20 protein-coding genes and 1 riboswitch are annotated in these 26,381 nt (G+C 34.2%); of the genes, 9 read left to right on the forward strand and 11 right to left on the reverse strand.

Going from position 1 to position 26,381, the window contains the following annotated elements; all coding sequences use genetic code 11:
- Nucleotide 1: 1 nt before the first annotated feature.
- Both G6R40_RS12780 and G6R40_RS12785 read right to left on the reverse strand, forming a co-directional pair.
- Nucleotides 2-952 carry a bifunctional metallophosphatase/5'-nucleotidase gene (locus G6R40_RS12780; protein WP_165136257.1) on the reverse strand — a complete coding sequence of 317 codons (951 nt, stop codon included), beginning with the start codon at nucleotides 950-952 and terminating at the stop codon, nucleotides 2-4.
- Between the two features lie 6 nt (nucleotides 953-958).
- Nucleotides 959-1,705, reverse strand: coding sequence for a 5'-nucleotidase C-terminal domain-containing protein (locus G6R40_RS12785; RefSeq protein WP_165136260.1), 747 nt, complete (start codon nucleotides 1,703-1,705; stop codon nucleotides 959-961).
- Nucleotides 1,706-1,925: 220 nt separating this feature from the next.
- On the opposite strand from G6R40_RS12785, the gene dapA reads away from it, so the two are divergent.
- A complete protein-coding gene (gene dapA, locus G6R40_RS12790; protein WP_165136263.1) occupies nucleotides 1,926-2,798 on the forward strand; it encodes a 4-hydroxy-tetrahydrodipicolinate synthase in 873 nt (290 codons plus the stop codon).
- A gap of 42 nt (nucleotides 2,799-2,840) precedes the next feature.
- A complete protein-coding gene (locus tag G6R40_RS12795) occupies nucleotides 2,841-3,335 on the forward strand; it encodes a GNAT family N-acetyltransferase (protein ID WP_228455861.1) in 495 nt (164 codons plus the stop codon).
- Here G6R40_RS12795 and G6R40_RS12800 read toward each other — a convergent pair.
- A complete protein-coding gene (locus G6R40_RS12800; protein WP_165137718.1) occupies nucleotides 3,311-4,621 on the reverse strand; it encodes a Na+/H+ antiporter NhaC family protein in 1,311 nt (436 codons plus the stop codon). The genes G6R40_RS12795 and G6R40_RS12800 overlap by 25 nt on opposite strands.
- A gap of 34 nt (nucleotides 4,622-4,655) precedes the next feature.
- A riboswitch (SAM-I-IV-variant riboswitch) is annotated at nucleotides 4,656-4,749 on the reverse strand.
- A 38-nt stretch (nucleotides 4,750-4,787) separates the two neighbouring features.
- On the reverse strand, nucleotides 4,788-6,875 hold the full coding sequence (recG, locus tag G6R40_RS12805) for an ATP-dependent DNA helicase RecG (protein WP_165136266.1): 2,088 nt from the start codon (nucleotides 6,873-6,875) through the stop codon (nucleotides 4,788-4,790).
- 179 nt (nucleotides 6,876-7,054) lie between these two features.
- Between recG and G6R40_RS12810 the strand changes: the two genes are divergently transcribed.
- Nucleotides 7,055-8,323, forward strand: a complete 1,269-nt coding sequence (locus tag G6R40_RS12810) for an ectonucleotide pyrophosphatase/phosphodiesterase (protein WP_165136269.1) — start codon at nucleotides 7,055-7,057, stop codon at nucleotides 8,321-8,323.
- A 54-nt stretch (nucleotides 8,324-8,377) separates the two neighbouring features.
- On the opposite strand, the gene G6R40_RS12815 is transcribed toward G6R40_RS12810, so the two are convergent.
- Nucleotides 8,378-10,072, reverse strand: a complete 1,695-nt coding sequence (locus tag G6R40_RS12815; RefSeq protein ID WP_165136272.1) for an OmpA family protein — start codon at nucleotides 10,070-10,072, stop codon at nucleotides 8,378-8,380.
- A gap of 114 nt (nucleotides 10,073-10,186) precedes the next feature.
- Here G6R40_RS12815 and G6R40_RS12820 point away from each other — a divergent pair, with 114 nt between their 5' ends.
- Nucleotides 10,187-11,407, forward strand: a complete 1,221-nt coding sequence (locus G6R40_RS12820; protein WP_165136275.1) for a hypothetical protein — start codon at nucleotides 10,187-10,189, stop codon at nucleotides 11,405-11,407.
- 16 nt (nucleotides 11,408-11,423) lie between these two features.
- Here G6R40_RS12820 and G6R40_RS12825 read toward each other — a convergent pair whose 3' ends face one another.
- Nucleotides 11,424-12,554 carry a serine hydrolase domain-containing protein gene (locus tag G6R40_RS12825; protein ID WP_165136278.1) on the reverse strand — a complete coding sequence of 377 codons (1,131 nt, stop codon included), beginning with the start codon at nucleotides 12,552-12,554 and terminating at the stop codon, nucleotides 11,424-11,426.
- Nucleotides 12,555-12,998: 444 nt separating this feature from the next.
- Here G6R40_RS12825 and G6R40_RS12830 point away from each other — a divergent pair, with 444 nt between their 5' ends.
- Together G6R40_RS12830 and G6R40_RS12835 are read left to right on the forward strand one after the other, a co-directional pair.
- Nucleotides 12,999-13,706: a tetratricopeptide repeat protein gene (locus G6R40_RS12830; protein WP_165136281.1), complete on the forward strand. Its 708-nt coding sequence runs from the start codon at nucleotides 12,999-13,001 to the stop codon at nucleotides 13,704-13,706.
- A 72-nt stretch (nucleotides 13,707-13,778) separates the two neighbouring features.
- Complete coding sequence (locus G6R40_RS12835; RefSeq protein WP_165136284.1) at nucleotides 13,779-14,606, forward strand: helix-turn-helix transcriptional regulator; 828 nt, start codon at nucleotides 13,779-13,781, stop codon at nucleotides 14,604-14,606.
- Between the two features lie 9 nt (nucleotides 14,607-14,615).
- Here the strand turns inward: G6R40_RS12835 and G6R40_RS12840 are convergent, their stop codons facing one another.
- The 3 genes from G6R40_RS12840 to G6R40_RS12850 all read right to left on the reverse strand — a co-directional run bounded on the left by G6R40_RS12840 (nucleotide 14,616) and on the right by G6R40_RS12850 (nucleotide 21,478).
- Nucleotides 14,616-14,918, reverse strand: coding sequence for a hypothetical protein (locus G6R40_RS12840; protein ID WP_165136287.1), 303 nt, complete (start codon nucleotides 14,916-14,918; stop codon nucleotides 14,616-14,618).
- Between the two features lie 128 nt (nucleotides 14,919-15,046).
- Nucleotides 15,047-18,010 (reverse strand): T9SS type A sorting domain-containing protein, encoded by a 2,964-nt coding sequence (locus G6R40_RS12845; protein WP_165136290.1) that lies wholly within the window; start codon nucleotides 18,008-18,010, stop codon nucleotides 15,047-15,049.
- A gap of 120 nt (nucleotides 18,011-18,130) precedes the next feature.
- Complete coding sequence (locus G6R40_RS12850) at nucleotides 18,131-21,478, reverse strand: methylmalonyl-CoA mutase family protein (RefSeq protein WP_165136293.1); 3,348 nt, start codon at nucleotides 21,476-21,478, stop codon at nucleotides 18,131-18,133.
- 143 nt (nucleotides 21,479-21,621) lie between these two features.
- On the opposite strand from G6R40_RS12850, the gene G6R40_RS12855 reads away from it, so the two are divergent.
- Entirely contained in the window at nucleotides 21,622-23,151 is a 1,530-nt protein-coding gene (locus tag G6R40_RS12855) for a hypothetical protein (protein WP_165136296.1), read from the forward strand.
- Nucleotides 23,152-23,161: 10 nt separating this feature from the next.
- On the forward strand, nucleotides 23,162-23,494 hold the full coding sequence (locus tag G6R40_RS12860) for a hypothetical protein (RefSeq protein WP_165136299.1): 333 nt from the start codon (nucleotides 23,162-23,164) through the stop codon (nucleotides 23,492-23,494).
- A gap of 62 nt (nucleotides 23,495-23,556) precedes the next feature.
- Here G6R40_RS12860 and G6R40_RS12865 read toward each other — a convergent pair whose 3' ends face one another.
- Both G6R40_RS12865 and G6R40_RS12870 read right to left on the reverse strand, forming a co-directional pair.
- Nucleotides 23,557-24,678, reverse strand: a complete 1,122-nt coding sequence (locus G6R40_RS12865; RefSeq protein ID WP_185670488.1) for a DUF3667 domain-containing protein — start codon at nucleotides 24,676-24,678, stop codon at nucleotides 23,557-23,559.
- A gap of 86 nt (nucleotides 24,679-24,764) precedes the next feature.
- Entirely contained in the window at nucleotides 24,765-25,688 is a 924-nt protein-coding gene (locus tag G6R40_RS12870; protein ID WP_165136302.1) for a DUF3667 domain-containing protein, read from the reverse strand.
- Between the two features lie 237 nt (nucleotides 25,689-25,925).
- Here G6R40_RS12870 and rplM point away from each other — a divergent pair, with 237 nt between their 5' ends.
- Complete coding sequence (gene rplM, locus G6R40_RS12875) at nucleotides 25,926-26,381, forward strand: 50S ribosomal protein L13 (RefSeq protein WP_165136305.1); 456 nt, start codon at nucleotides 25,926-25,928, stop codon at nucleotides 26,379-26,381.

A 26,381-nucleotide genomic window follows, 5' to 3' on the forward strand; every position in this document is an offset into this window, starting at 1 on the left:
ATTAGGCAATTATGCTTTCATCTATAACTTGATTTCTCCAAGAAATATTTTTCACAGACTTATCTTTATTAAAATAAAAATCGATTCTTCCCAACAAAAGTCCAGCCCAACCAACTTGATTCACCAAGACGTTTTTCCCGTCTTTATTAACAAAAATTTGAGGTTCTGGTAAAAAAGTGTGGGTGTGGCCTCCCAAAATAATATCGATTCCAGATGTTTTGCTGGCTAAGATTTTATCGGACATTTTCTCTGCTTCTTTTTCGTAATCGTAACCAAGGTGCGATAAACAAATTACCAAATCACATTGTTTTTCTTGTCTCAAAATACGACTGTATTCTTGGGCGGTTTCTATAGGATGCAGATATTCCGTTTCCTTATAATTCGCTTTTCCTACAAGCCCCTGAAGTTCTACACCCAGCCCGAAAATTCCGACTTTTATTCCGTTTTTATTAAAAATTTTATAAGTTTCTGTTTTGCCGTCTAAAATAGTATTTTTAAAATTATAATTGGAGCAAATAAATGGAAATTTCGCATTGGGTAAAACTTTTAGAAAACCTTCTAGTCCATTATCGAAATCGTGATTTCCCATTGTTGAGGCGTCATATTGCATCATACTCATCAATCGGAATTCTAATTCGCCACCGAAAAAGTTGAAATAAGGCGTACCCTGAAAGATGTCACCAGAGTCCAAAAGCAAAACATTGTTTTCCTGATTTCTGATTTGTTGGATAAGACTTGCTCTTCTTGCAAAACCTCCTTGGTTGGGGTTTTTGGAGTAAGAAGCATCAAATGGTTCGATACGGCTGTGTTGATCGTTGGTGTGTAAAATGGTTAACTTAAGATCTTTCGAAGATGTCGGTGAAGTTAGCGTATTAGCAAGCGTCAAACTTGGTGTCAAACTAAGTCCTAAAGTTCCTGCGCCTAGATATTTTAAAAATTCTTTTCTTTTCATAATTTTCTATTTTAAATCCAAACGTATGTCTGTTGGAACTTTCACTTCTTTATTTTCTTTAAATTTTTGAATGAAAAGATCCCGCATTTTGATGCCTGTCCCGATCATTTGACCTTTATTGAAAAAATACATACGATCGCCACCCATTGCCAAATAGTCCGAGGTTGCGATGTTATAGATTTTGTCTTTATCAATCGGTTGTCCCGATATTAACCCCGTTTTTATTTGATTACCACTTGTCAGAATTGTAATGTGCGAAACAGGATTGTTGGTTTTGTTTTCCAAATAATATTTGAACATATCTTCCAGATCGCTGCCTTTTATTTTGACAATTACGATTTCGTTTTCGAAAGGCATGACTTCATAAATTTGTTTGACTGTAATGTCACCTTGTGGAATAATTGTACGGATACCTCCGATGTTGATGACGCCACCATCGATTTGTGAAATGTTGTTTTTCTTCCCCCATTCTGCGGCACCATCGTAGGTGAAATCGGCTAGGAGATTTCCCAGGTTACTATTGTCACCCGTTTTGTTTAGCTCAACAGAAGTATGAGAGATTTTAATGTTCATTTGCTTTTCAAGTTCGCTTTTGTAAGGCGCAATTACTTGATTAAAATTCGGGTCTTCAACAAGTTTCACATCAATCACAATATTTTTTTGAGGGTCAATATTGCTGATGTTTTGACGTGGCGAGCAGGCGTTAAGTAGCATTAGTGAAAATGCTAGCGCCAAGATGTGTAAGCGTTTCATGTAAGGTGAAAGTTTTAGACAACAAATCTAAGGATTTTTCTTAAAGCAGATTTCTTATCTTTTTAGTAAGTAATACATTTTGCTGTGTATTTTTTCGCTCTAATATTTAATTATAAACAAACGATTGAACGCATCTTATTTTTTGAAAATTTGATAAAAGAAATTCACTTTAAAATAAAACAAAAATCATAACTTTACCTATCAGTAATTTTTTAATAATATGAGCAATTTAAAAGGTGTAGGTGTTGCATTGGTAACGCCATTTAATGAAGATTTATCGATAGATTTTGATGCGTTAACCAAGTTGGTTGACTACAATATCGATAATGGGACTAACTATCTCGTGGTTTTGGGGACAACAGCAGAAGCGGCAACACTTTCCGAGGACGAGAAGAAACAGGTTATTGAGCATATTATAAAGGTGAACAATGCACGTGTACCATTGGTATTAGGAATCGGTGGTAATAATACGATGGAAGTTAAAAAGCAAATTGAAGAAACAGACTTGTCGGCTTTTGATGCTGTACTTTCTGTATCGCCTTATTATAACAAACCAAATCAAGAAGGGCTTTACCAACATTATAAAATGATTGCTTCTACAGGGAAAAATATTATTATTTATAATGTTCCGTCAAGAACTGGACAAAATATCGAAGCTGATACAACTTTGAGATTGGCAACCGAATTCCCAAATCTAATCATGATAAAAGAAGCGGCACCTAATATTCTACAATATTTTGATATCATTAGAAAGAAACCAGCAGGATTTAACCTGGTTTCTGGTGATGACGAGTTTACACTGCCAGTGACTTTAGCGGGCGGTAACGGCGTAATTTCTGTAATCGGACAAGCTTATCCAAAAGAATTTTCAACGATGGTACAATTGGCTTTCGATGGAAAAGTGAAAGAAGCTTACGACATTCATAACAAATTGGTTAACATCACAAGATTGATTTTCGCAGAAGGAAATCCTTGCGGTATTAAAACTGTTTTAGCAGAAAAAGGAATTGTCAAAAACTATTTGAGATTGCCTTTAACAATCGCTTCGGAAGGATTGCAAGACAAGATAAAAGCAGAAATGCAAACCATCTAAAACAATATCTAGGGCTTCGGCCCTTTTTTTATTTTTTAAATTATGATAACAACGAAAAAGGCGAGTCAGTTCGATATTTCTATAATTCAGGATTTGGCGAGACGCTCATGGGAAGATGCTTACGCTGAGATTTTGTCTAAAGATCAGTTAGAATATATGTTGGATAAAATGTACTCTGAACACGAGATTATGTCGCATTTTCAGAATCCGAATTATCATTATTTTTTAATTTTTGAAAAGGAGACGCCACTAGGTTTTGTCGGTTTTGAGCATCATGTTGAGTCCGACATTACAAAACTTCACCGCATTTATCTCGTTCCGGAAGCCAAAGGAAAAGGTGCTGGAAAAATTGGACTTAATCTGGTTAAAGAAAAAACGAAAGAAAATCTGGATTCTAAAATTATACTCACGGTTAACAAAAACAATTCAGCAAGACAATTCTACGAATCCCAAGGTTTTAAAGTCTATGACGAAGCCGTGTTCGACATTGGGAACAATTATGTGATGGATGATTATTTAATGGAATTTGATATTTGATTTCGGTTAAAGAAAATAAATACAAATACACAAATCAGCAATAACCAAATATAATAAGAATGTCCAACGAGCGATAGATAATCAATATTCTCTTTGCTGAAACTCATTAATATTAAAACCTGTGCGCCGTAAGGAATAATGCCTTGGATGATACAGGCAAAAATGTCCAATACAGAAGCCATTTTTCGGGGCTCTATTTGATAATGTTCAGAAACAGGTTTTGCAACTTTTCCTGTAATTAAAATCGCAATGGTGTTGTTGGCAATACAAGCGTCCACCAGACTTACCAAAATGCCCATGCCAAACATTGCCGAGAATTTTGATTGAATGCTTTTCAGGATTTTATTTAATAAAAAACGAATGCCACCAGCATATTCAATAATGCCTGCAAGTCCTCCCGTTAGTAACGACAGTAGGAAAATTTCTGTCATCGAGGTAAAACCTTCATAACTGGTTTTCGAAAATGTGATGAGGTCCATTCCCGCGCTGTACCAACCGATAATTCCAGAAACGACAATCCCGATGAGCAATACGAAAAAAACATTCATGCCTAGAAATGCCAATCCAATAACCAGAATATAAGGAATCAAAAGATAAAAATGACTGTTGTGTTCGGTGTGATGCTGTAGTGGTGGCACATCCGAATTATTTAAAAATAGAAGGACAATTGTTATTAAAAATGCTGGCGCGGCAATCCACAAGTTGGTTCGGAATTTATCCGACATTTTGCTTCCCAAAGACTGAGACGCCGCAATAGTCGTATCCGAAATTACGGAAAGATTGTCCCCAAACATCGCTCCAGTCAACAAAGCCGCAGCCATAAGGTTGATGTCAATACCACTTTTTGTAGCCAGTTCAATAGCGATGGGCCCAAGGGCAACAATACAACCTACCGACGTTCCGGAGGCTAATGATAGAAAAGATGCTAAAATAAAAATCCCCAACGCAATGTAATTAATAGGAATATAGTCCAAACCCAAATTAACAATTGCATCAACACTTCCAGAAGCTTTTGCTACTGCTGAAAAAGCGCCTGCCAAAAGATAAATAATACACATGGTCAGCACATTCTTATCACCACAACCTTTTAAGAATTCATTCATTTTAGTTCTAAAGGGAAGACGGATTATCAAAAATGCGGAGATAATACCCACGGCCATAGCAATAGGAGACGGCAAGGCATAAAAATCACCCAAATATATTCCAGCGCCTAAAAAGCTAAATACAAAAACTAAAAAAGGAATAAGGCTAATGAAGCTTTCGCGAGATTTGTTTTCTGTCGTCATGTATTGATGTTTAGTAAGACCACAGCAGAAGATTGATAACAACATTTTTTCCAAAAATTGGCTTATCGCTTTAGCACCTTGCTTGTCGTTGCAGGTTGCTACCTCTGCGGAGGTTCCTGATAATTGAGTTACAAAACTATGTTATAAATGCCAATCTTCCAAATCTTTAGGAAATCTTGCCCCACTTATTTTTGCCTTTATATTGTTTGATGTAAAAATTCTTCATGGACAAATGCTTCGGATGTACAAGCAGTGCATCTTTTTGCAACAGATGTTCAACAGCCAGTTTTGCGCTTTTTATAATCTCCGAATCGGTCATGAGGTTCAGCTTTTTGAAATCGACAACGCCACTTTGTTGTGTGCCCAAAATATCGCCAGGACCACGAAGCTCCATATCCACTTCAGAAATTTTGAAGCCATCGTTGGTTTCGGTCATGGTTTTAATGCGTTTTCGACTTTCGTTAGATAATTTATCAGAAGTCATAAGAATGCAATAGCTCTGTTCTGCACCACGACCAACGCGCCCGCGCAGCTGATGAAGTTGTGACAATCCAAATCGTTCAGCACTTTCGATGACCATCACAGAAGCATTTGGGACATTTACGCCAACTTCAATAACCGTTGTTGCCACCATAACTTGTGCATTTCCTGAAGCAAAATATTGCATGGCTTGATCTTTTTCATCAGGTTTCATTTTACCATGAAGCATCGCAATATTGTAACTTTTGAAATGTTGTAAAATATGATCAAAACCATCTTGAAGATTCTTGTAATCTAAAGTTTCGGACTCTTCAATTAATGGATAAACGAAATAGATTTGTCGGCCTTTTTGTAATTCTTCATGACAAAAATTGTACACATAAGCGCGGTCTTTCTCACGGCGATGTGCTGTAACAATAGGTTTTCTACCAACAGGCATTTCGTCGATTACAGAAACATCAAGGTCAGAGTAGAAACTCATCGCTAATGTTCTCGGAATGGGCGTGGCGGTCATTACCAAAATATGAGGCGGGATTTTGTTTTTTGCCCAAAGTTTGGCACGTTGTGCAACGCCAAAACGATGTTGTTCATCAATAATTACCAAGCCTAAATTTTTGAACTGAACAACATCTTCCAATACAGCATGCGTCCCAATAAGTATAGATAGTTCCCCCGACAAAAGTTGTTCATGAATGATTTTCCGTTCAGATGTTTTTGTAGAACCCGTCAAAAGTTTGACCTTAATATCTGTGTTTTTTAATAAATCTTGAATCGAATTAAAATGTTGTTGCGCCAGAATTTCGGTGGGTGCCATCATACAGCTTTGGAAAAAATTATCCATCGCGATCAGCATTGTTAACAATGCGACCATGGTTTTTCCGGATCCAACATCGCCTTGTAGCAAACGATTCATTTGTGTGGAGCGTTTCATGTCGGTTCGTATCTCTTTCAAAACACGTTTTTGCGCGCCAGTCAAATCGAAAGGAAGTTGATGGTTATAAAAGTTATTAAAATAGTCACCAACAATTGGAAAAGGATTTCCTATAGATTTGGTGTGTTGATGCAGTTTTTTCAGTCCAAAACCTAACTGGAAAAAAAAGGCTTCCTCGAATTTTATTCTTCGCTCGGCTTCTGCAGCTAGTTTTGCATTTTGAGGAAAATGAATATTAAAATAGGCCTCCATACGTCCCATTAATTTTAAAGATTTAAGGAGGTTTTCTGGAAGATTTTCGGTTGTAAGTTGAGGTAAGTTTTTCAGAATTTCATAAATGACGTTCTGAAACAATTTGTTAGTAATGCCACGTTTGGTTAGTTTTTCGCTGCTGGAATAGACTGGAAGAAGACTGCCAGATATGGCTTTGGTTTCATCGGTTTCTATCTCGGGATGCGGCATGGAAAAACTGTTGTTAAACGATTGGACTTTTCCGAAAATAAATATATCGCGATTAGCAGGAATAGACTCTTTCATCCACTTGGTGTAACGGAACCACACCAAATCCATTGCGCCTGTCTGGTCCCGGAATTTTGCACTTAGTCGTTTGCCTTTTGGAGAAACTACCTCTTGCAAATCTGTGATTTTCCCTTTCAACTGAACATCAATTTCTAAAGAAGGCGAAAGTTCTGCTACCGTATAGATTTTACTTTTATCGATATAACGAATCGGGTAGAAGTTAAGAAAGTCTTCTACATTGTAAATGGCCAAAACATTTTTGATGAGTTTGGCACGTTCTGGGCCAATCCCTTTGATAAATTCTATTGGAGTTTCTAGACTCAAAATGGTGTTGAAATAAAATGCAATTTACGGGTTTTTAAACATAATTAAAAATAGAAAGACATTCTAAGTTCTGTTGGAATGATAAATTGATGTGCATGGATTCATTTTAATTATTTGATTCAAATTTAATCTCAGTTTCAAAAATCAAAACTACTTTTGTATAATCTAATGAAATAACAATGAAAAAGTTTTTGCTCATAATTAATTTGGTGGTGTTTAATCTTATTTTCTCACAAGTTGATACGGCACAAGTGATTGTCCCGAACCGAATAAATACGGCGACCAATTTTCAAGAAAAACCTTATGTTATCATGATTTCTGTTGATGGATTTCGTTACGATTATCCGCAAAAATATCAGACAGAACATCTTAATAAATTGGCATCTCAAGGTGTAAAAGCTAAGTATATGACTCCCAGTTATCCCAGTATAACTTTCCCAAATCATTATACTTTAGTCACGGGACTTTATCCATCGCATCATGGCTTGGTTGATAATTTTTTCTATGATTACAAACGTCAAGAAGCTTATAAAATGAACGATCGTAAAGTGGTCAGCGATGGCTCTTGGTATGGTGGAAAGCCACTTTGGAGTTTGGCGGAAGAACAAGGCTTGCTGTCGGCTTCGCTGTTCTGGGTGAGTTCTCAGAGCGATGCGGGCAAGACACGTCCAACTTATTATTATAATTATCATGAAAAATTTAATAACGAAACCAAAGAAAATATTGTCCTTAACTGGTTGAAACTTCCTGAAGAAAAAAGACCACATTTTATAACATTATATTATCCAGAAGTTGATGCCAAGGGTCATCATCATGGTCCAGATGCAAAAGAAACCGCACAAGCTGTAAAAAGTGTTGACCAAAGTATTGGTAATCTGGTGCAAAAAATCAATGCCTTAGGTCTTAAAAACGTGAATTTTATTTTTGTTTCTGATCATGGTATGATTAAAGTTGATAAAGAACATACGATCGATATTCCAGAGATTTTGAAAGACAGGTCTCGTTTCGATTATTTTAATAGTCAAACTTTATTGCGTGTTAAAGTTAAAAATGCTGATGAAATAAAACAAGTTTATAGAGAACTAAAGCGCAGCAAATCCAAAGATTACAAAATTTATACGGCGGCTTGTATGCCACGACGCTTGCATTATGGTGCCAAAGATGATACATTCGGTAGAATTGGGGATATTTTTTTATTACCAAACGCCCCGAAAATTTTCTTAGAAAAAGGCAAAACGACTACTTTGGGAAAACATGGTTATGACCCCAAAAAAGTCCCTGAAATGCGAGCTGCTTTTATGGCTTGGGGCCCTGCTTTTAAAAATAATTTAGAAATTAATGCTTTTAACAATGTCAATGTTTATCCGCTTGTGACCAAGATTTTAGGACTTAAAATTTCCAGTTCTATTGATGGGACAGAAATGACGGCTGATAAAATCTTAAAATAGTTTTAAAGTTAGAAATTAAAAACGCCTTTCAAAAAAAATGAAAGGCGTTTTGCTTTATTTAGCACAAATTACTTTGAACTCAGTTCTTCTGTTATGCTGATGTTGATCTTCTCTGCAGTTGGCGTCATTGTAACATTCGTTTAACAACTTGGTTTCTCCATAACCTTTAGCAACAATTCGGTTTCTGCTAAGGCCTTTCGAAACTAAATAATTAACCGCAGAGTCGGCGCGACCTTGCGAAAGTTTCAGATTATAATCATCCGATCCACGCGAATCTGTATGCGAGGATAATTCTAATTTTATAGAGGGATTATCAGCTAAAAACTGATAAAGCTTGTCCAGTTCGGGTTTTGCATCGTTTCGGATTTCGGTTTTATCAAAATCATAGTTGATGTTTTGCAGGTTAATCGCTTTATCGCAAGTCGCTTCTTCCATACAAACCTGAAGGTTGAGAAATAACTTTTTAGTTCGGTCATTTAATTTGCCATCAAGATTTTCTGTTTGAGAAAAATAATTGCTTTTTTTCCCGTAGATACTGTATAATTCGTCTTTTTTAGCCATGAAACTAAAAGTTCCGTTGGCTGAAGTTTTCAAATTTCTGACTTCCGAAGTTGTTTCATTTTTAAGGCTGACACTTGCATAAGGAAGTGTTTTTTTTGTGTTACAATCGCTAACTTTTCCTTCGATGATAAATCTTTCGTCTTCGTTTTCCAAATCCATTTTCATAGGAATTAAGGTAATTAAAGTCGTTTTTTCAACACGTTTGCTGACCAGCGTTATATCACGAAATTTTCCTTTCAGTTCGTAATCATCAGGTTTTACATTATTAAAAGTGATTTTTCCTTCTTTATTAGACGTTCCGTAATAGGCGCGCTGACCTTGGCTGTTGATAAGTAGAACTTCTGCGTTGGGAAGCGCCTCGTCTGTATATTTGTCTTTTACGATAACTTCCAGTTTGTAAGGATAGCTTGTAGTTTTGGATTTTTTTGATGTATAAGAATTTCCGAATCGGTAAACCAAACCAGCAAATGCGCCTACAGAATGCGCTTCGTGCTCCAGGCTGCTTCGACCTTGGTAATTTTGTTCTACATTATTTTGGCCATTATTTTCTGTAAAAGGCCGATAGCCCGCAATATTTCCAGAGCCATTTTCTTTAACTTGAAAATGCTGCAAGTAATAAGCACCAAAATTTAACCCAAGATTTTCGGTAAAGAAATAATTAAATTCCAGTTGTGCTTTTGCCGAAGCTATACTTTTGATATCGTAACTGTTATGGCTGTTAAGGTCAATGCGATTGGCTTGGTCAACATATTGTTGCACTTCTCCGTTTTTTAACGTGCTAATGCCGCCTCTTAATTTAAAAATCGCAGAAAACTCCTCCGAAAATTCATGTTTAAAATTTGGTCCAATCCCGATAAACATTCTGTTGATAGGATGTTTGTCAAGTTTTATGTTATTGAGTTTAATCGTATTTAAAAATAAATTATCGCTAGGATACGTACTTTCTGTAGCATTGCTGATATAATTAAAATCGGCACCTAGCCCAAACCAAGTCCAGAAATAATCCAGATTAACACCAATATTAACACCAGGTTTATAATTGATGAAAGGGGTTTTGTTATCCAAAGACGGCATGTCTATTCCTGCATTGATTCCTATTTTGAAACTGTTGTCAAAATCTCCATAATACTGCGCTTTTGAGAATAAAAAAGAAGCGCAAATTAAAAATAAAATATAGATTTTCCTCACGAAATTAATTTTTGTAAAAATAAGGATTTTTAAAAGCATAATTTATAAATTGACATTTCTGGTAGAAATTAGTTTTCAGTTTGAATAAGAAGTTTATATTTGAAAAAAAAATTAATGAAGAAACTCTTATTAGTTCCAATGTTTCTTATCAGCGGATTGGCATTTTCACAGTCAAAGTTTGTGGAAGCAACAATTGTTAATAGAAATGGGCAATCAGAAAAAATACTGGTAAAAACGCAGAATCAAAACAATGCTGTAACATCATTCGTAACAAAAAAGAATGACAATGATAAGGAAGTTGTTTTGTTACCCAAAGATTTTGAAAGCATTAGTTATAACTCTGGAACAAAATATGTAAGCGTTGTTACTAATTTTTCGAGATTTGATGATATTAAAATTGAAGAAAATAACTCGATCTTGCAAACCGAAAAGGCGCTTTTACTGCGCGTTGTTTTAGAAGGACCATATAACTTGTTTCAATATAATGACAGCAATTCTAGAGCGTTTTTCTATCAGGATAAAAATGGTGAAATAAAGCAATTGATTAACAAACGCTATTATCGAGATACCAATGTTGTTACGGATAATTCTTATAAAAAAGAACTTGCAAATTTATTCGGGATTTCCGAAGATAGTAAAGACATCAGATTTCTAGAGTATTACGAAGATCCTTTGAAAAAATTATTTTTAAAATACTCAGGTAGTGATGCTTCTAATAATCAAGTGAAAGTTTATTCTGAAAAAGAAAAAACAGGGAATTTCTCTATGGGCATTGTCGCCGGTGTAGTTAATTCGTCTTTGTCAATGAATTACCAAGGTGATATCGCCGCAGAAAAAGCATCCTATAAATTTTCAAATACAGGATTTTTGATTGGAGTTAATTTTGAATACAGACTCAATTTTTTCAATGCTTCGGTTTTCATCCAACCAAGTTTTCAGTCATTCACAGATGAGGTGGATTCTGCCATAAATCCTTCGAAAAAAGTGAAGTTGGATTACAATAACATTTTGTTGCCTTTTGGCGTAAAGTATAATTTTTACAATCAAGAAAAATCCACCGTGTCTGCAAAAGCAATGGGGATTCTGTATTTACCAATGGATGCTAAAACGGAAAATCTTATGGATTATTCTTATGTAGGACAAGACAATAGCATCGATGCAAAATTAGGTTTTGGCATTGGCTTATCTTATGAATATAATAAAAAACTAAGTGCTGAAGTTAGATACAGCTTACCGAGAAAATTGGTGCAGTCAAAGAATGGATATGTATATTCTAGTCTATGGGATACGGAGTATAATTCGATATCCTTCATCCTTGGTTATCAATTGTTTTAAAATAATTAAAATGTGTTTACAAATTAGTAAGCACATTTTTTTTGTCTTGATTCCATATTGTTGTTAACGAATCCATTTTGATTCGGATTTGGCGATGTGTTTTATAAATTGCTTTTTTTCCTAAACTTTCATCAGCGATATTGGACAATATAATCACCGATGTTTTGGTCTCGGGATAATAAATGTTGAGCGAAGGCGCACCTTTCACATATCCAGAATGCATATAGGTTTGTGGTGATTTGGGACTTATCATAATGCCACAAGCGTAACCTACTTTGCCTAAAATATAATGTTCAAAATTCTTCTCAGGTTTTATGAAAATTTTGAAAGATTCCTTGGTCAAAACTTTGCCATTGTATAACGCATTATTCCATAAATGAAGATCGTCAACTGTTGATAAAATACCGCCTGCAGCAATAGAAATGTGATTTTTGTCCAAACGTTTTGGCATATTAGGAACTTCTTTAGGATTATTAAGTTTTCCTAAATGAGCACTTGCAAAATTTGTCCCAGAGTACAAGTTTCCCGTTGAGGAATGTCGCATGCCTAATTTTTGGAAAAGTGCCATAACATTTTCATCATAAGATTTTCCTGTGACCACTTCGATAATGTCGCCAAGATTTTTGTAAGCATCATTGGAATAATGAAAATCAGTGCCGGGTTTGAACATCAGTTTTTCACCAAAATAATTAATGCCCGAACTGTGATGAAGAAGCTCGGAAATTGTGATGCCTTTATAAGAAGGCGTTTGGTAAGATTTTAAATATTTTGAAACCTTATCATTAAGATTCAGTTTTTGTTGTTCTTCTAATTGTAGAATTAAAACCCCTGTAAATTGTTTGCTGTTTGACGCGATAGGAAATACCGTTTGGTTGTCGATGTTAGTTTGACGTTCAAAATTAGAAAAACCTTGTGCGCGTTCGTAGATTTTTTTTTGATCCCATTCGACAGACACAATGCCATTGAATTTATTTTTTGAAATAATAGAATCTAAAATTGGGACGATTTGTGATTTTTTCTGTTCCAAAAATATGCTGTCCCGAAGTGCGTTTTGGTCTATGATTTTTTCAGCTTCTGTTTTTTCTTGTTTTTTGCAAGCGTTTAGCATTAAGAAGCTTATAAACATAAGGATCAATTTCTTCTTCATTTGTTTTGTGTTTTTTACGAAAATAGGAAATTTAAAGTGAAAGTATTGCTGAAGTTAGTTCTAATTTTTCAAAAGATGAAGCTGATTTTATGTCGGGAAGTCGGCTTGTATGTGTTTTTGGTTTTAAAGATTCTGAAACCTATAAATTTATTAATAAGTAAATTTTGTTCAATATCATAATTATTTAATTGCATAGAAGTATTTTTATAAGTTAGAAGTCTCAAGATGTTTAGCATTTTGGGGCTTTTTTTATTTTATAACATATTTTAAATTTTTCAACAAAAAAATATTGTTTCTATCCAAAACCGTTTTTGATTAATTTTGTTTTAAGTTTAAGTCAAATATTATACGGAGGAATTATGTTATTGAGATATTTTTTATTCATTTCATTTTTTTTTGGGACAGGCTTTCAGTGCATAAGTTGCTGCTGAAGTTGCTAGCCCTATGGTAAAAAATATTGAAGATTTGGTTAGGAAATCGGACGAAGTCGCAAAATCAAATCTAGATTCTGCCCTTTATTATAGTAAAAGAGCGGAAATACTTATTAATCAACTTCCCGAGAATAATGATAAAGTCTATGTGTATAGAATGCTCGGCAGTATTTATTTAGGCAAAGGTAATTTTGCAAGTGCATTGAATTACAGTTTATCTTCTATAAAAATTAATGATAAATTATTAAAAAAAAATCCAAACGATCAAAGTTTAATTGTAAACAAAATCCGATTAATCACACAACTTGGTAACATAGAACTCCAACAAAACAATTATGACAAGGCGCTCTCAAAATATCAAGAAGTTCGAGCATTATTAAATAAAGAAAAAGTTCTGGTGCCTCAAAAAGTACAAGCTTGGCAAGCAAAAATACTCAATAACATTGCAGCAACTTACGCAAAACAAAAACAATTTGATAAAGCACTTGGCTTTTTTGAGTCAGCACAAAAAATAAATACTAATCTCAACGATCCTTCATTGGAAGCTTCTTTGCTCAACAATATTGGGATTTGTCATTTGGAAGGTAAAGAGTACAGACTTGCTATTTATTATTACAATCAATCTTTAAAAATCCGTGAAAACTTGGGCGAAGATCGCGGCGTGGCACAATGTTACAACAATTTGGGAAAAGCATATTCCGAAATTGGTGATTACGAATAATCCAAATATTACCTCAATAACGCGCTCTCTTTAGGGAAAAATCTAGGCAATACAGAGTCTATTCTCATAAGTTTGGAACTCTTACGGAATGTTTATAAAAAATTAGGTAATTACCAGCAGGCTTTAGAAAATCAAGAACAATATAGCCATTTGAGAGATAGTCTTTTTAATGCAGAAACGGTTAAGAAAGTTAGCGGTGTAGAGCTAAAATACGCTTTAGAAAAACAAAAAGAAGTTTATGAAGCCAATGCCCAAAAACAAGAAAGTGAAAAAGAAAAAAACCGTTTGGCGTTTTATGCCGCAGGTGGTATTTTGTTACTTTTGTTAGCCCTAGCGGCACTTTTTCTGTATTTACAAAAAACGAAACTCAAAAATGCTAAACTTTCTAATGACAAGTTGGAGCTAGAACGGAAAAATTTGTCTTTAGAAAAAGAAAAATTAACCGAAGATTTGGATTTTCAACATCGGGAAATGGCAAGCAAAGTCATGTATATTTTAAAAAAGAACGAACTTATAAAAAGTATTTCCGACCAATTGTCCACTTTGAAAGCGACAACACCTCCTCCAAATCAGAAGCAATTACAAGAAATAATCCGGGAGATGAATCAAAAAAAAGATCAAGATGTCTGGACAGAATTTGAAACCCATTTTACAAAAGTGCATCCTAATTTTTATGCAAAACTGAGTCAGCAATTTCCCAATCCCACCCCGAACGAAAAAAAAATGTGTGCGTTTCTTAGACTTAATATGTCCACCAAAGATATTTCCGCTATTACTTATCAGTCTGTTAACAGCATCAGCGTATCGCGGTCACGATTTCGCAGAAAACTCAATATCCAGGGTGAAGTCAAAAATCTCATTAATTTCTTGTCAGAATTGAATGAAATTTGTCCAAATTAGTTTGAAGACTTACAGAGATGTTAATGTGGTTTTAAAAACATTTAACCATTTTTTTTCAAATGAATCTGCTTTTGATTTGTAAATAAAAATATCATTCGTATTTACTGTAGGAATACTTTGTCCATCAATTTTAAAATCACCATTGGCAAAACCTGCAATTACAGTATTTCCGTTTTTATCAAATGCAGAGTGTAGTAATTGTCCGCCATTATATGTATTGACTTGATGAAGACTTTTTAATGATAGAGGATTTTCTTGTCCATATAGCAATGAAACCAAGAAAACTGTAACCAAGAAGTATATTTTTTTCATGTTGTTTATTATTTTGCTCTTGAAATACTCATTTAAGATACAAAAAAAAGAGCAAAAACATTATAGTTTTTACTCTTTTTTTACTGAACTTTTTCAGTGCCCTCCCAAAATAACTGAGGCTTTTTATTTTATAAAGTAATAGATTGATCTTTGATAAATTTAACAACGGCTTTTTCTTTACCAATAAGCTCCAGATAATAGACGCCTTTTGGTAGATCGCTAACATTGACTTGGTTGTTTTTCAAGCTTTGATTTAAAACCAATTTAGCTGAAGCATCATAAATTTTAACCTCTGTAAAATCCTTATTGTCTTTGATATTGATAACATCTTTCGTTGGATTAGGATAGATAACAATTGGGTTTTTCTTATAAGTTTCTGCCGTTTCCAATTCTTTTTCTTCAAGACTTATGAGCAACATATTATCCCCTTTTTTACTTGTTATATCTATATTGTCAATCTTATATTGATAAGAGTTCCCAAAAAGGATAGGCTTGTTATCAGAAGAAATACTTATATTAAAACTTTCGTTATGTATTCCTAATAATTTGTGCTGTAGTAGATTAGCATTTTTATCAAGTTTTAATAATATGTTTTCATTGTCATAAATATTGCCAAGGGTGATTTCTTGGTCTTGATATTTGATTTTGCCTTTCCAAGCGCTTGAAATATAGATGTTAGATTGCGCATCTGTAGTAATAAAATTTCCTTTTACTAAAGTATTAATATTAGAGTCTGATAATATTGGTTTTGACCAAAGTACTTGTCCTGTATTATTAATTTTAGAAATAATGTTAGTGTATTTAAAATTAGAATTATAAGGATTTGTAAATTCTACATTATCTAAAGTTTTATCAGCATCTGTCCAGCCAAAAATAATCTCGCCATCTTCAATTTGTTTGACATCAATAACAAAATGTGGTTGTCTTTTATTATGATCAGCAATAGGTGTATAATTTTTCAATTGAAGAATATTTCCATTTTGATCCATTTGGATTTTTATTGTTTGGTTTCCAGAAGATCGACTTTCAACAGAAAGATTGTCAAAGGTGATGCTCTCTCTTCCTGTGTTAAGATTAAGATATATATGCGCAATATTATTATTATCAAAATTTAGGAAAGCTTTTGAGCTAATAAATTTAGGATAAGTCTTCAAAAAGATAACTTGACCTTCTGAATTGATTTTTAAAACAAAAAAATTACTAATTATCCCATTATCTTCATCAATTGAAGTAAGATTAATAGGAAAACTGTTATACGTAAATTCCCCTGAGCCATGCCCTGTTAACCATATATTTCCTGATTTGTCATAATTGACACTTAAATCGTTAATCAGATTATTATAGCCATTTTTTATTGGTATGATAAATTGCTTCCAAATTAAAGATCCGTTATCATCAATTTTGGATACTAAAATAGATTTGTCAAAATAAGTATAATTCATGTTGGTGCCAGTAAGATAACATGATCCATGATTTTCAATATAAGATGGATATGTACAATCACTCACAAGGATACTTTCATTGTTTTGATTAATATCCAATTTGTTTCCTATAGAGAAAATGTCATTGTTTGGGTTATACATCATAGGACTTACTGTATTATTAGAGACAACATGCCAAAGGCTATTAGCTTCTTTGTCGAGTTTAGAATATATTTCAGAAGGCTTATTTACAATAAAGGGAACACCAAAATAATTTTCTATAACCCCTGATATGTCTGCACCAATGTATAGATTGTCATTTTTTGATATTAATGTACCTCTAGAAGTTGCAGTTCCTTGATTATTTGTAATCTTGAAATCTTTGTATAGTGTAAATGCGTTGTCATCTCCTTTTTTTGATAATTGAACTCTGTCAAAAAGATTAAATAGAATATATTCTTTATCATTAATGTTTACATAATCATCAATTTTGAAATAGTCGAAATAAGCATAGGATTTATAATCGCCATCTTTATCAATATTTATCAACGATTTTTCTGGGAAGGTCACCGTAACACCATTGAATTTTATATAAATATTGTAAGAAGCATTAATTTTTATATTAAAACTATTTTCATCTTTATTAAAGATGCTTAGATCAGAAGGATGAATGGGGGAATAATTGCTTTCATTAACCGTAAACCAACTTACAGAACTGAAATCCTCTGTAGTTTTACCTAACCAAATTTTATTGCCATTTGTGGAAGTTTGAGTTGTTATTAAAATTTGATCATTATTTAAAAGACTTATGGATTTTTGTTTATTCCTCATTATAAAGAATATATGCTGATTATGGTCTATAAAAAAATCATAAAAATCAATATTTGAGAATGTCTCAGTATCTGTTGTTTTTGATTTTAAGGTGTTGATAATATTCAAGTCGGTATCAAAAGAAGCTATAAAATACTCTTTATTAAAACTTGTATTGCCATAAGTAGTTTGTGCGTCGCCGTATCCACTCATATACAATCGATCATTTACCGATTTTATACGATCTATTAATAGGGGAATATCTTTTTTCTCGATAAGAGCACCAGTATTTCGATCGAATTTTAAAATTTTTTTTCTATCCGTAACATAAAAAATAAAATCTGCTGTTGTAGATGTTTTTTTTGAGATATTATTAAATATTTCGTCTAATTCTTGTACCCATTGTATCTCACCAACATCATTGATTTTGATCAACAAACCCATCTGGGGCGTATAATTTTCACTATTGAAAACTTCATTGTTAATAGTAATACTACCCGAATAACGAAGGTAAAAGTAAGTGTCATTATATTGATCGGTAAAAAGCTCGCTAGCTAGTATTTGAGATGTTAGTGTGGTTTTAAAAACATTTAACCATTTTTTTTCAAATGAATCTGCTTTTGATTTGTAAATAAAAATATCATTCGTATTTACTGTAGGTATGCTTTGTCCATCAATTTTAAAATCACCATTGGCAAAACCTGCAATTACAGTATTTCCGTTCTTATCAAATGCAGAGTGTAGTAATTGTCCACCATTATATGTATTGACTTGATGAAGACTTTTTAATGATAGAGGATTTTCTTGTCCATATAGCAATGAAACCAAGAAAACTGTAACCAAGAAGTATATTTTTTTCATGTTGTTTATTATTTTGCGAATTTAATAAAAAAAACCTCACCTATTTTGGTGAGGTTTTAAATTTTTATCTACCAACTCAACTAAAACAGTTAGTAGTAATATTGGTCCGTGCGACACGCACTACATGTTTCTGCGGTATTTTCCACCCACTTCGAATAAAGCGTTGGTAATTTGACCTAGAGAACAATATTTTACAGCATCCATCATCACATCAAATAAGTTTTGTTGATTGATGGCAGCATGTTGAAGTTTCGCTAAAGCCTCTCCAGATTTATCTTCGTTGGCTTTCTGATAATTGTGCAGGAATTCAATTTGAGCTTGTTTTTCTTCCTCAGTAGAACGGATCACTTCACCTGGACGAACCGTTGGCGAACCATCTTTTCCAAGGAAAGTATTCACGCCGATAATTGGATATTCACCAGTGTGTTTCAACCATTCGTAATGCATAGATTCCTCTTGAATTTTTGAACGTTGATACATCGTTTCCATAGCTCCAAGAACGCCACCTCTTTCCGTAATTCTATCGAATTCTTGGTAAACCGCTTCTTCCACAAGATCTGTTAATTCCTCAATAATGAAAGAACCTTGAAGTGGATTTTCGTTTTTCGCAAGACCCAATTCTTTGTTGATAATTAATTGAATCGCCATTGCTCTTCTTACCGATTCTTCAGTTGGTGTTGTAATCGCCTCGTCGTAAGCATTGGTGTGAAGTGAGTTACAGTTATCGTAAATCGCATACAAAGCCTGAAGCGTTGTTCTGATGTCATTAAAATCAATTTCTTGCGCGTGAAGCGATCTTCCCGAAGTTTGAATATGGTATTTCAACATTTGAGAACGCTCGTCTGCGCCATATTTCAACTTCATTGCTTTTGCCCATAATCTTCTTGCCACACGACCGATTACTGAGTATTCAGGATCGATACCATTGGAGAAGAAGAAAGAAAGGTTAGGCGCAAAATCGTTGATGTCCATTCCTCTCGACAAATAATATTCCACATAAGTGAAACCATTTGCCAACGTAAAGGCTAACTGAGAAATAGGATTTGCACCCGCTTCCGCAATATGGTAACCAGAAATAGAAACCGAATAGAAGTTTCTTACTTTATTTTGAATGAAATATTCCTGAACGTCGCCCATTAATCTCAAAGCAAATTCTGTAGAGAAAATACACGTATTTTGAGCCTGATCTTCTTTTAGAATATCCGCCTGAACCGTTCCACGAACTGTTGCGATGGTTTCCGCTTTAATTTTTGCATAAATGTCTGCAGGAACCACTTCATCACCCGTTAAACCTAATAATTTCAGTCCTAAACCGTTGTTAGAAGGTGGTAATTCGCCGTTGTAACGAGGTCTTTCGATACCTTTATCGTCGAATTTCGCTTTTAAAGCTGTTTCAATTTTGCCTTCAAGACCATTTTCTTCTAAATATTTTTCAACATTTTGGTCGATAGCTGCATTCATAAAGAACGCTAACAACATTGGCGCAGGACCATTAATCGTCATCGAAACTGAAGTCAATGCATTAATTAAATCAAAACCAGAATATAATTTTTTAGCATCATCTAAAGTCGCGATAGAAACACCGGCGTTACCAATTTTACCATAAATATCGGGTGGTAAAGCAGGATCCTGACCATATAAGGTTACACTATCAAAGGCAGTAGAAAGACGCTTAGCGTCCATTTCCGCAGAAACATAATGGAATCTTCTGTTGGTTCTTTCTGGACCGCCTTCACCCGCGAACATTCTCGTTGGATCTTCACCCGTTCTTTTGAAAGGATAAATTCCCGCCGTATAAGGGAAGCTTCCCGGAAGATTTTCCTGACCTTTCCAAGCGATTAAGTCGCCCCAATCGTTGTATTTTGGAAGTGCAATTTTCGGAATTCTAAGATGAGAAAGCGATTCTGATGACGTTTCTACTTTAATTTCTTTTCCTCTCACGAAATACGAATAGGTTTCTTCATGGAAAGCCTTTTTCGTGTTGTCCCAAGTTCTTAAGAAATCAATATTTTCTTGCTGAAGTTCTTTTTCAGCTTTTTGATATTCAGCGTCTAAAGTTTCGTTAGAAATAATGGATTTCACACCATCAATATGATACATTTTACGAGCCAATTCTGCTTGTTTCAAAACAGATTCGTCGTATTGCTTGTTGTTTTCTACGATTTCAGAAAGGTAACGAACTCTTTTCCCAGGAATAATGGTGGTATCACTCGTAATTTCTTGCTCCAAAAACTCTTGAAGATTAGTTGAACTAAATTTTTCGTTTACTTTTTTAACCAAAGTATTGAACAATTCTGTTGTTCCGTGATCGTTGAACTGAGAAGCTTTTGTAGCATAAACTGGCATTTCATCCAACTGATTTTCCCAAAGCAAATGGTTTCTTTGGAATTGCTTTCTCACGGCTTGCAGAGCATCTAAAGCTCCACGTTTATCAGATTTATTCAAAGCGATTAAATCCGCATAATCCAACATGTCGATTTTCTCCAACTGTGTAGAAGCACCGTATTCAGGCGTCATCACGTACATTGAAACATCTGCAATATCCGAAACTTCCGAACCCGATTGTCCGATACCCGAAGTTTCCAAAATAATAATATCAGGATGTGCTAATTTTAAAACATTCAAAGCTGTGTGAACGAAAGGCGAAACCGAAGCGTTGTTCTCACGAGTCGCCATAGAACGCATAAATACACGAGGATCGTTAATGGAATTCATACGAATTCTGTCGCCCAAAAGCGCACCTCCCGTTTTCTTTTTAGATGGGTCAATAGAGATAATTGCGATTTTTTTATCAGGATTTGAACGAAGAAAACGTCTTACCAATTCGTCAGTAAGCGAAGATTTTCCTGCGCCTCCGGTTCCTGTAATTCCGATGATTGGAATATTTAAATCTTTAGCTTTTTCGTTGATTGTAGCTGCTAATTCAGGTTTTTCATCTGAGAAATTTTCTACGGCAGAGATAATTTGCGCCAGTTTTGAAGAATCTTCAAATTTAATATCATTTAAATCTGAAACATTAATATTTGCGCCTGTTGCAAAGTCAGATTGCTTCACCAAATCATCAATCATTCCTTGTAAACCCAGCTCACGACCGTCGTCTGGAGAATAAATTCTATCGATTCCGTAATCCATTAAATCCTTAATTTCTTCAGGAAGGATTACACCGCCACCTCCACCAAAAATCTTGATTTGTGACGCATTTTTTTGTCTTAAAAGATCGTAGATGTATTTAAAATACTCGTTGTGACCACCTTGGTAAGAGGTTAGCGCAATGGCATTGGCATCTTCCTGAATGGCAGTATTCACCACTTCTTCTGCAGATTTGTCGTGTCCTAAGTGGATAACTTCGCATCCTGAACCCTGGATGACACGTCGCATAATATTAATCGCTGCATCGTGACCATCGAATAAAGCCGCTGCAGTAACTATTCTAACCTTGTTGTTAGGGGTATATTTTTGGTTTTCCATAAAGTTTAACTCAATTTCCAAATATAAACATTTAAGACGATTTCGTCAAAGTCCCAAATGGATGGATATGATCTGTTAAAATCTCACAATCGCTTTAATTATCGGTGGTTATTCATTATTTTTAAGCGCGAAAAAAATAAACAATGAAAAAGTTATTAATGTCGGCATTTTTTGCCTTTAGTTTTGGTATTTCTGTATTTGGTCAACAGTTGAGTTATTTCGATGAAAATTGGCAGCCGACAACGAAGGAGAACATGTCTTATTATCGTGAAAGCTATAAACAAGATCATGCGACTTTGGTAAAAGATTTCTATAAAAATGGAGTTTTGCAAATGGAAGGAAAGGCTATCGATACAACACCAGGAAAAGAAGTTTTTGATGGAAAAGTAACGTGGTATTTTCCAGATGGAAAACCGCAAAGTATTGTTTCTTATAAAAATGGTGAAATCTCTGGAGAAGTGAAATCTTATGACGAGAAAGCTCGTGTCGTTGAGGATTTTGTCTATCAAAGTCCCGAAAATATGACAGGGAAATCTTTTCTTTACAGAGATCTAGAAAACGGGGTTTCTTATAACAGTATTTCTGAAACCAAAAATGGTGAGCTTCGTTATGTAAAAGCTTTTAAAAGCAATGATAATCCTTTAGGCTACGAAACTTTTTATAAAGAAGATGGCACCCATGAAACGAAATATTACAACGAAAAAGGAAAACATATCGGAAGTTTAAAAATTGATAAAGATTGGAAAACGACAGGGGTTGAGGTTACTTTCGATTATACAGATTTCCATATCAGCCGTATCGATCGCTTTGGTAAAAATGGAGAAGTAGATAGCTATGAGTCGTATTATAGCAATGGCGCAAAAGCACAAGAATACATCAAAAAAAATAAAGAAGCTACCAAAATCACTTACGACTTGATGGGTAAGCAGATTGGAAAATTGATTTCTAAAATTGGGGATGGTTCGGAGTATATGCGAGAGTATAGTGGAGAAGACTATAGCTTTAGTTATACCGATATGACAATATCATCGGTTACTAAATATAGCAATTATAAAATAGAATCTTTAAAAAGTTTTAACAACGAAGGTCAATTGGTGGAATTCTCCAATTTTGAAGACGATTTGTTAAAAGATTCGACTTATTACAATCCAGATGGTTCGGTAAAAGGAAAGTTGATGTACAAAGATGGCGCAGCGTATGATGGCGATTTTTACTCGGAAAACTTGATTTCTAAATATAAAGATGGGATTTTGCAGGAATCAAGATCTCTGGATCAATCGACTGGAAAGCTTATCTATGAAACGAAATTCGATCCAATGCTTAAAGTTCATAACACCAAAATTTATGACCAAAACGAAAAACTGAGATTTAGTTATAAAAAGTTTGAAAGCGATGATTACACATTTAGTGCCGAGATTTTACAATTCAAAAATGGAAAACAAATCAGCAAAGCAGTTGTGAATGACGGTATTTTGGTAGATGGCAAAATTAGATACCAAGATTATCTTGGAGAAGTAGAGCAGGAAGCTAAGGGCAACTGGCTATTTATAAGGAAATTTACTCAAGATAATATTATGTATATGGAAACAAAAGAATTGATAAAAATTGATTCAGACGAGTATTATCGCCCGACTTCTAATATTTATGAAGAAACTTTATTAAGCGTTTACTAATTTTGCAGCTATGATAAGAGCGCTTATATTTTTAGTTTTAGGAACACTGGTTAGTTTTTTATTTCAATATTTTTTGTCAGGAACGGGAAATGCCAAGATTGATTTGTATTATGCGTTCGCTTTTGGATTAGGCTGGGGAATGGCGTATTTTGTAGATCGACCAGATTGGGCCTTGCCGAAGAAAATGGGTTTTTCTCTAATTGGTGTAATCATGTTAGTAATTATTGGTTTTGCATTTTTCAATTTTGAAATTGCCATTCCATCTATTATAAGATTTTCTACGGTTTTTGTAGCTTATTATTTGATAGCAAGTTTCCGCGACAGCAAATCTTTAAGACAATAATATTTAATTAAATTTTAAACTATAATAAAAAAGCGTTTCAACAGGAACGCTTTTTCTTTGTATTAATGCATCGTTAAAAAACTCACAATGGCCAATCCTATTAATAAGAATGTAAAAATAACCAAGTTTAAAAACATCATAATCCAGCCGATAAGAATGCTTATTAAACCATGCGATTTGTACACACGATGGTGTGCGATGAAAAAGTAAGCGAATATGTAAATGGTAATAATACTCATCACTAAATATATAATCGACGTTATTGCGTTTCCAAGTTCGAAAGACATATCGATTTTGAGTAGCAATCCTGTGATAAGAACGCTTATTAATAAGAACGAGAAATAATGTAATGTGAAAATACCATGGTCAAAATACCACCATTTTTTCTTGGAATGGAAGAACCACAACAGAAATGCGAAAATAGGAAGGTAGATAAAAAGTGCTTTCGGAAGATTGTGGAAAGATGTTGTTGCAAGGTTTTTGTAGATGTCGCCTTTTTTTATCCCTTTTTCTTTCAGTTCAAAAAACTTGTGTGCAATAGGATCTATTAGCCAGTCTGACGATGTCTGACCTTTTTTGTATTCTTCCCAAGTTTTATAATTATTAAATGTCGAGCTATCTGCAATCTTGCTGTCTGCATCAACAATATCTTCCCAGTCGAGATCCGTCTTCGATTCTGTATCTAAGTTTTTGATGATGTTTTGCAAAGAGTCTATTTTTTTACTAGATGCTGCATTTATAGTTGTGTCTTTTTTGACTTGTATTTCTTTAACCACCTCAAGAAGTACTTGGCGTTTCGCTTCTTTAACTTGATGGTCCGCAAGGCTTTCGTTTTGACTGACTTGCAAATCCTTCGTGTTTAGACTAATTGGTGGAAACATAGCAAACATAAAGAAGGTGACAAAACTGACAAAAATATAAAGCTTAACTGGTGGGACAAATTTTTGTCGTTTGCCTTCGAGGTAAATGCTTGTCAATTGCCCCGGTTTGAAAAGTAGATTTTTTATCGTGCCCCAAAATTGTCCGTCATAATGTGTGAAGTCTTCAACAAAATGCGTAAACAAAGAATAAAATGGCTGTCTGGTTTCAATGTTTTCTTGTCCGCAATGTGGGCAATATTTGATGTCAACCTCATGTCCGCAATTAAGGCAAGTCTTGTCTGCACGCAGTTTACCGTGGCTCATAATTATGTTGTTTTGTTATCACAAATATAAATCTTCTCAGCGAAAATGTTTTAAAAATGATAAATGCTACATGTGTTTCTTATTGCTTAGTCAATAGTCACGAATGTGTAGTATAAAATTGCAGCTAACAAACAGCCAAAAAAACTAATATTTATAATTAAAAGAAAAATGCTTTTGAAGAGCGTGAGAGCGATATTGGATTTGTAGAATTTAAAAGAAGCTCTTATAAAATAATAAAGACAAAAGAGGATAATTCCGTTTTGTAAAATATCAACAATTTTGCTGATGAGGTCGGTACCCATCAAGATTTGTGTCGTTTCCAAAACATACCACACAAAAAAAGCAATAACCAATAAGGTGAAAAAGTGTATGGAAAAAATACTGTGTCTGTAATAAGTCCAAGGTTTTCGATGATAAGCAATCCAAAGACTTAACGTGAAAATTGGCAAATACAGGAACAAAGCAGTTGGAATATTGATAACGAATTTTGAGATTAGTTTTTCACTGATCTGCTCGTCGCTCCAGCCACTTTTTTTCAGGCTTTTTAGTTTTTCATAGAAAGGATGGTATAGGAAATAGATGTTAGGATGTTCGTATAAGGCTTTTTGATCCATCTTGGCAATGCTTTCTTCGGTTAAGCTTATAACATCATCATCTGGCTCGTAATAAAACCTAAAGCTTTGTTTTTGGTGAAATCCAAACAATATAGACGTTAAGAAAAATACCAAAAAACTAATAGCAATGTAAAATCGTACAGGTTCTATATGGGTGGCGCGTTTTCCTTTAAGGAATTCAGAGCTTAAAAATCCAGGTCTTGAAATAAGAATTTTTATACTGCTAATTAAGCTTTTGTCATACTTTGCTTTGTTTTGAAAATAGGAGAGAAAGGCAAAATAGAAAGCTTGTTCTGTCTTGGTGTTTTCTTGTCCACAATAGGTGCAATAACGCACTTCGACTGTCTTTCCACAGTTGAGGCAATTGCGATCCTCTCTTAAGTGCTTTGGATTCATGAGATTAGTTTTGACAAATATATTTATTCATATTCGAATTGCCAGTTGGAGGTTTATCTTTTTTGTAGAAAGGTTTATTTAAAATTTAAAATGAATAAAAATTTGCGTTTTATTTAATTTATTGAATGTCTGATTATTTAGTAGAAATATTGAAAAGGATTTTTTATTCCGAAAATAATTCTTACCTTTGCACACCTTTTATAGGGAAAAATTATGTTTAATCGTAAACGATAAATTGTGAATACATTAAGTTACAAAACCGTATCGGCTAACAAAGCTACTGCAAATAAAGAATGGGTTGTAGTAGACGCGGCTGAGCAACCGTTGGGAAGATTAGCTTCTAAAGTTGCAAAGATTTTGAGAGGTAAGCACAAAACGAACTTTACACCACACGCAGACTGTGGAGATTATGTAATCGTTTTGAATGCAGAGAAAGTAGCACTTTCTGGAAACAAGTGGGATGATAAAACTTACATTTGGCATACTGGTTATCCAGGTGGACAAAAGTCAATGACTGCTGCTGAGCTTATGAAAAAAGACAACCTAAGAGTTGTACAAAAAGCTGTAAAAGGAATGTTGCCTAAAAACAGATTAGGTAGTGCAATTCTTAAAAATCTTCACGTATATGAAGGTACAGAGCATAAGCATGAGGCACAACAGCCAAAAGTTATTAACCTAAACGAATTCAAATAA

Source organism: Chryseobacterium sp. POL2, assembly GCF_011058315.1.
Lineage (GTDB): Bacteria > Bacteroidota > Bacteroidia > Flavobacteriales > Weeksellaceae > Soonwooa.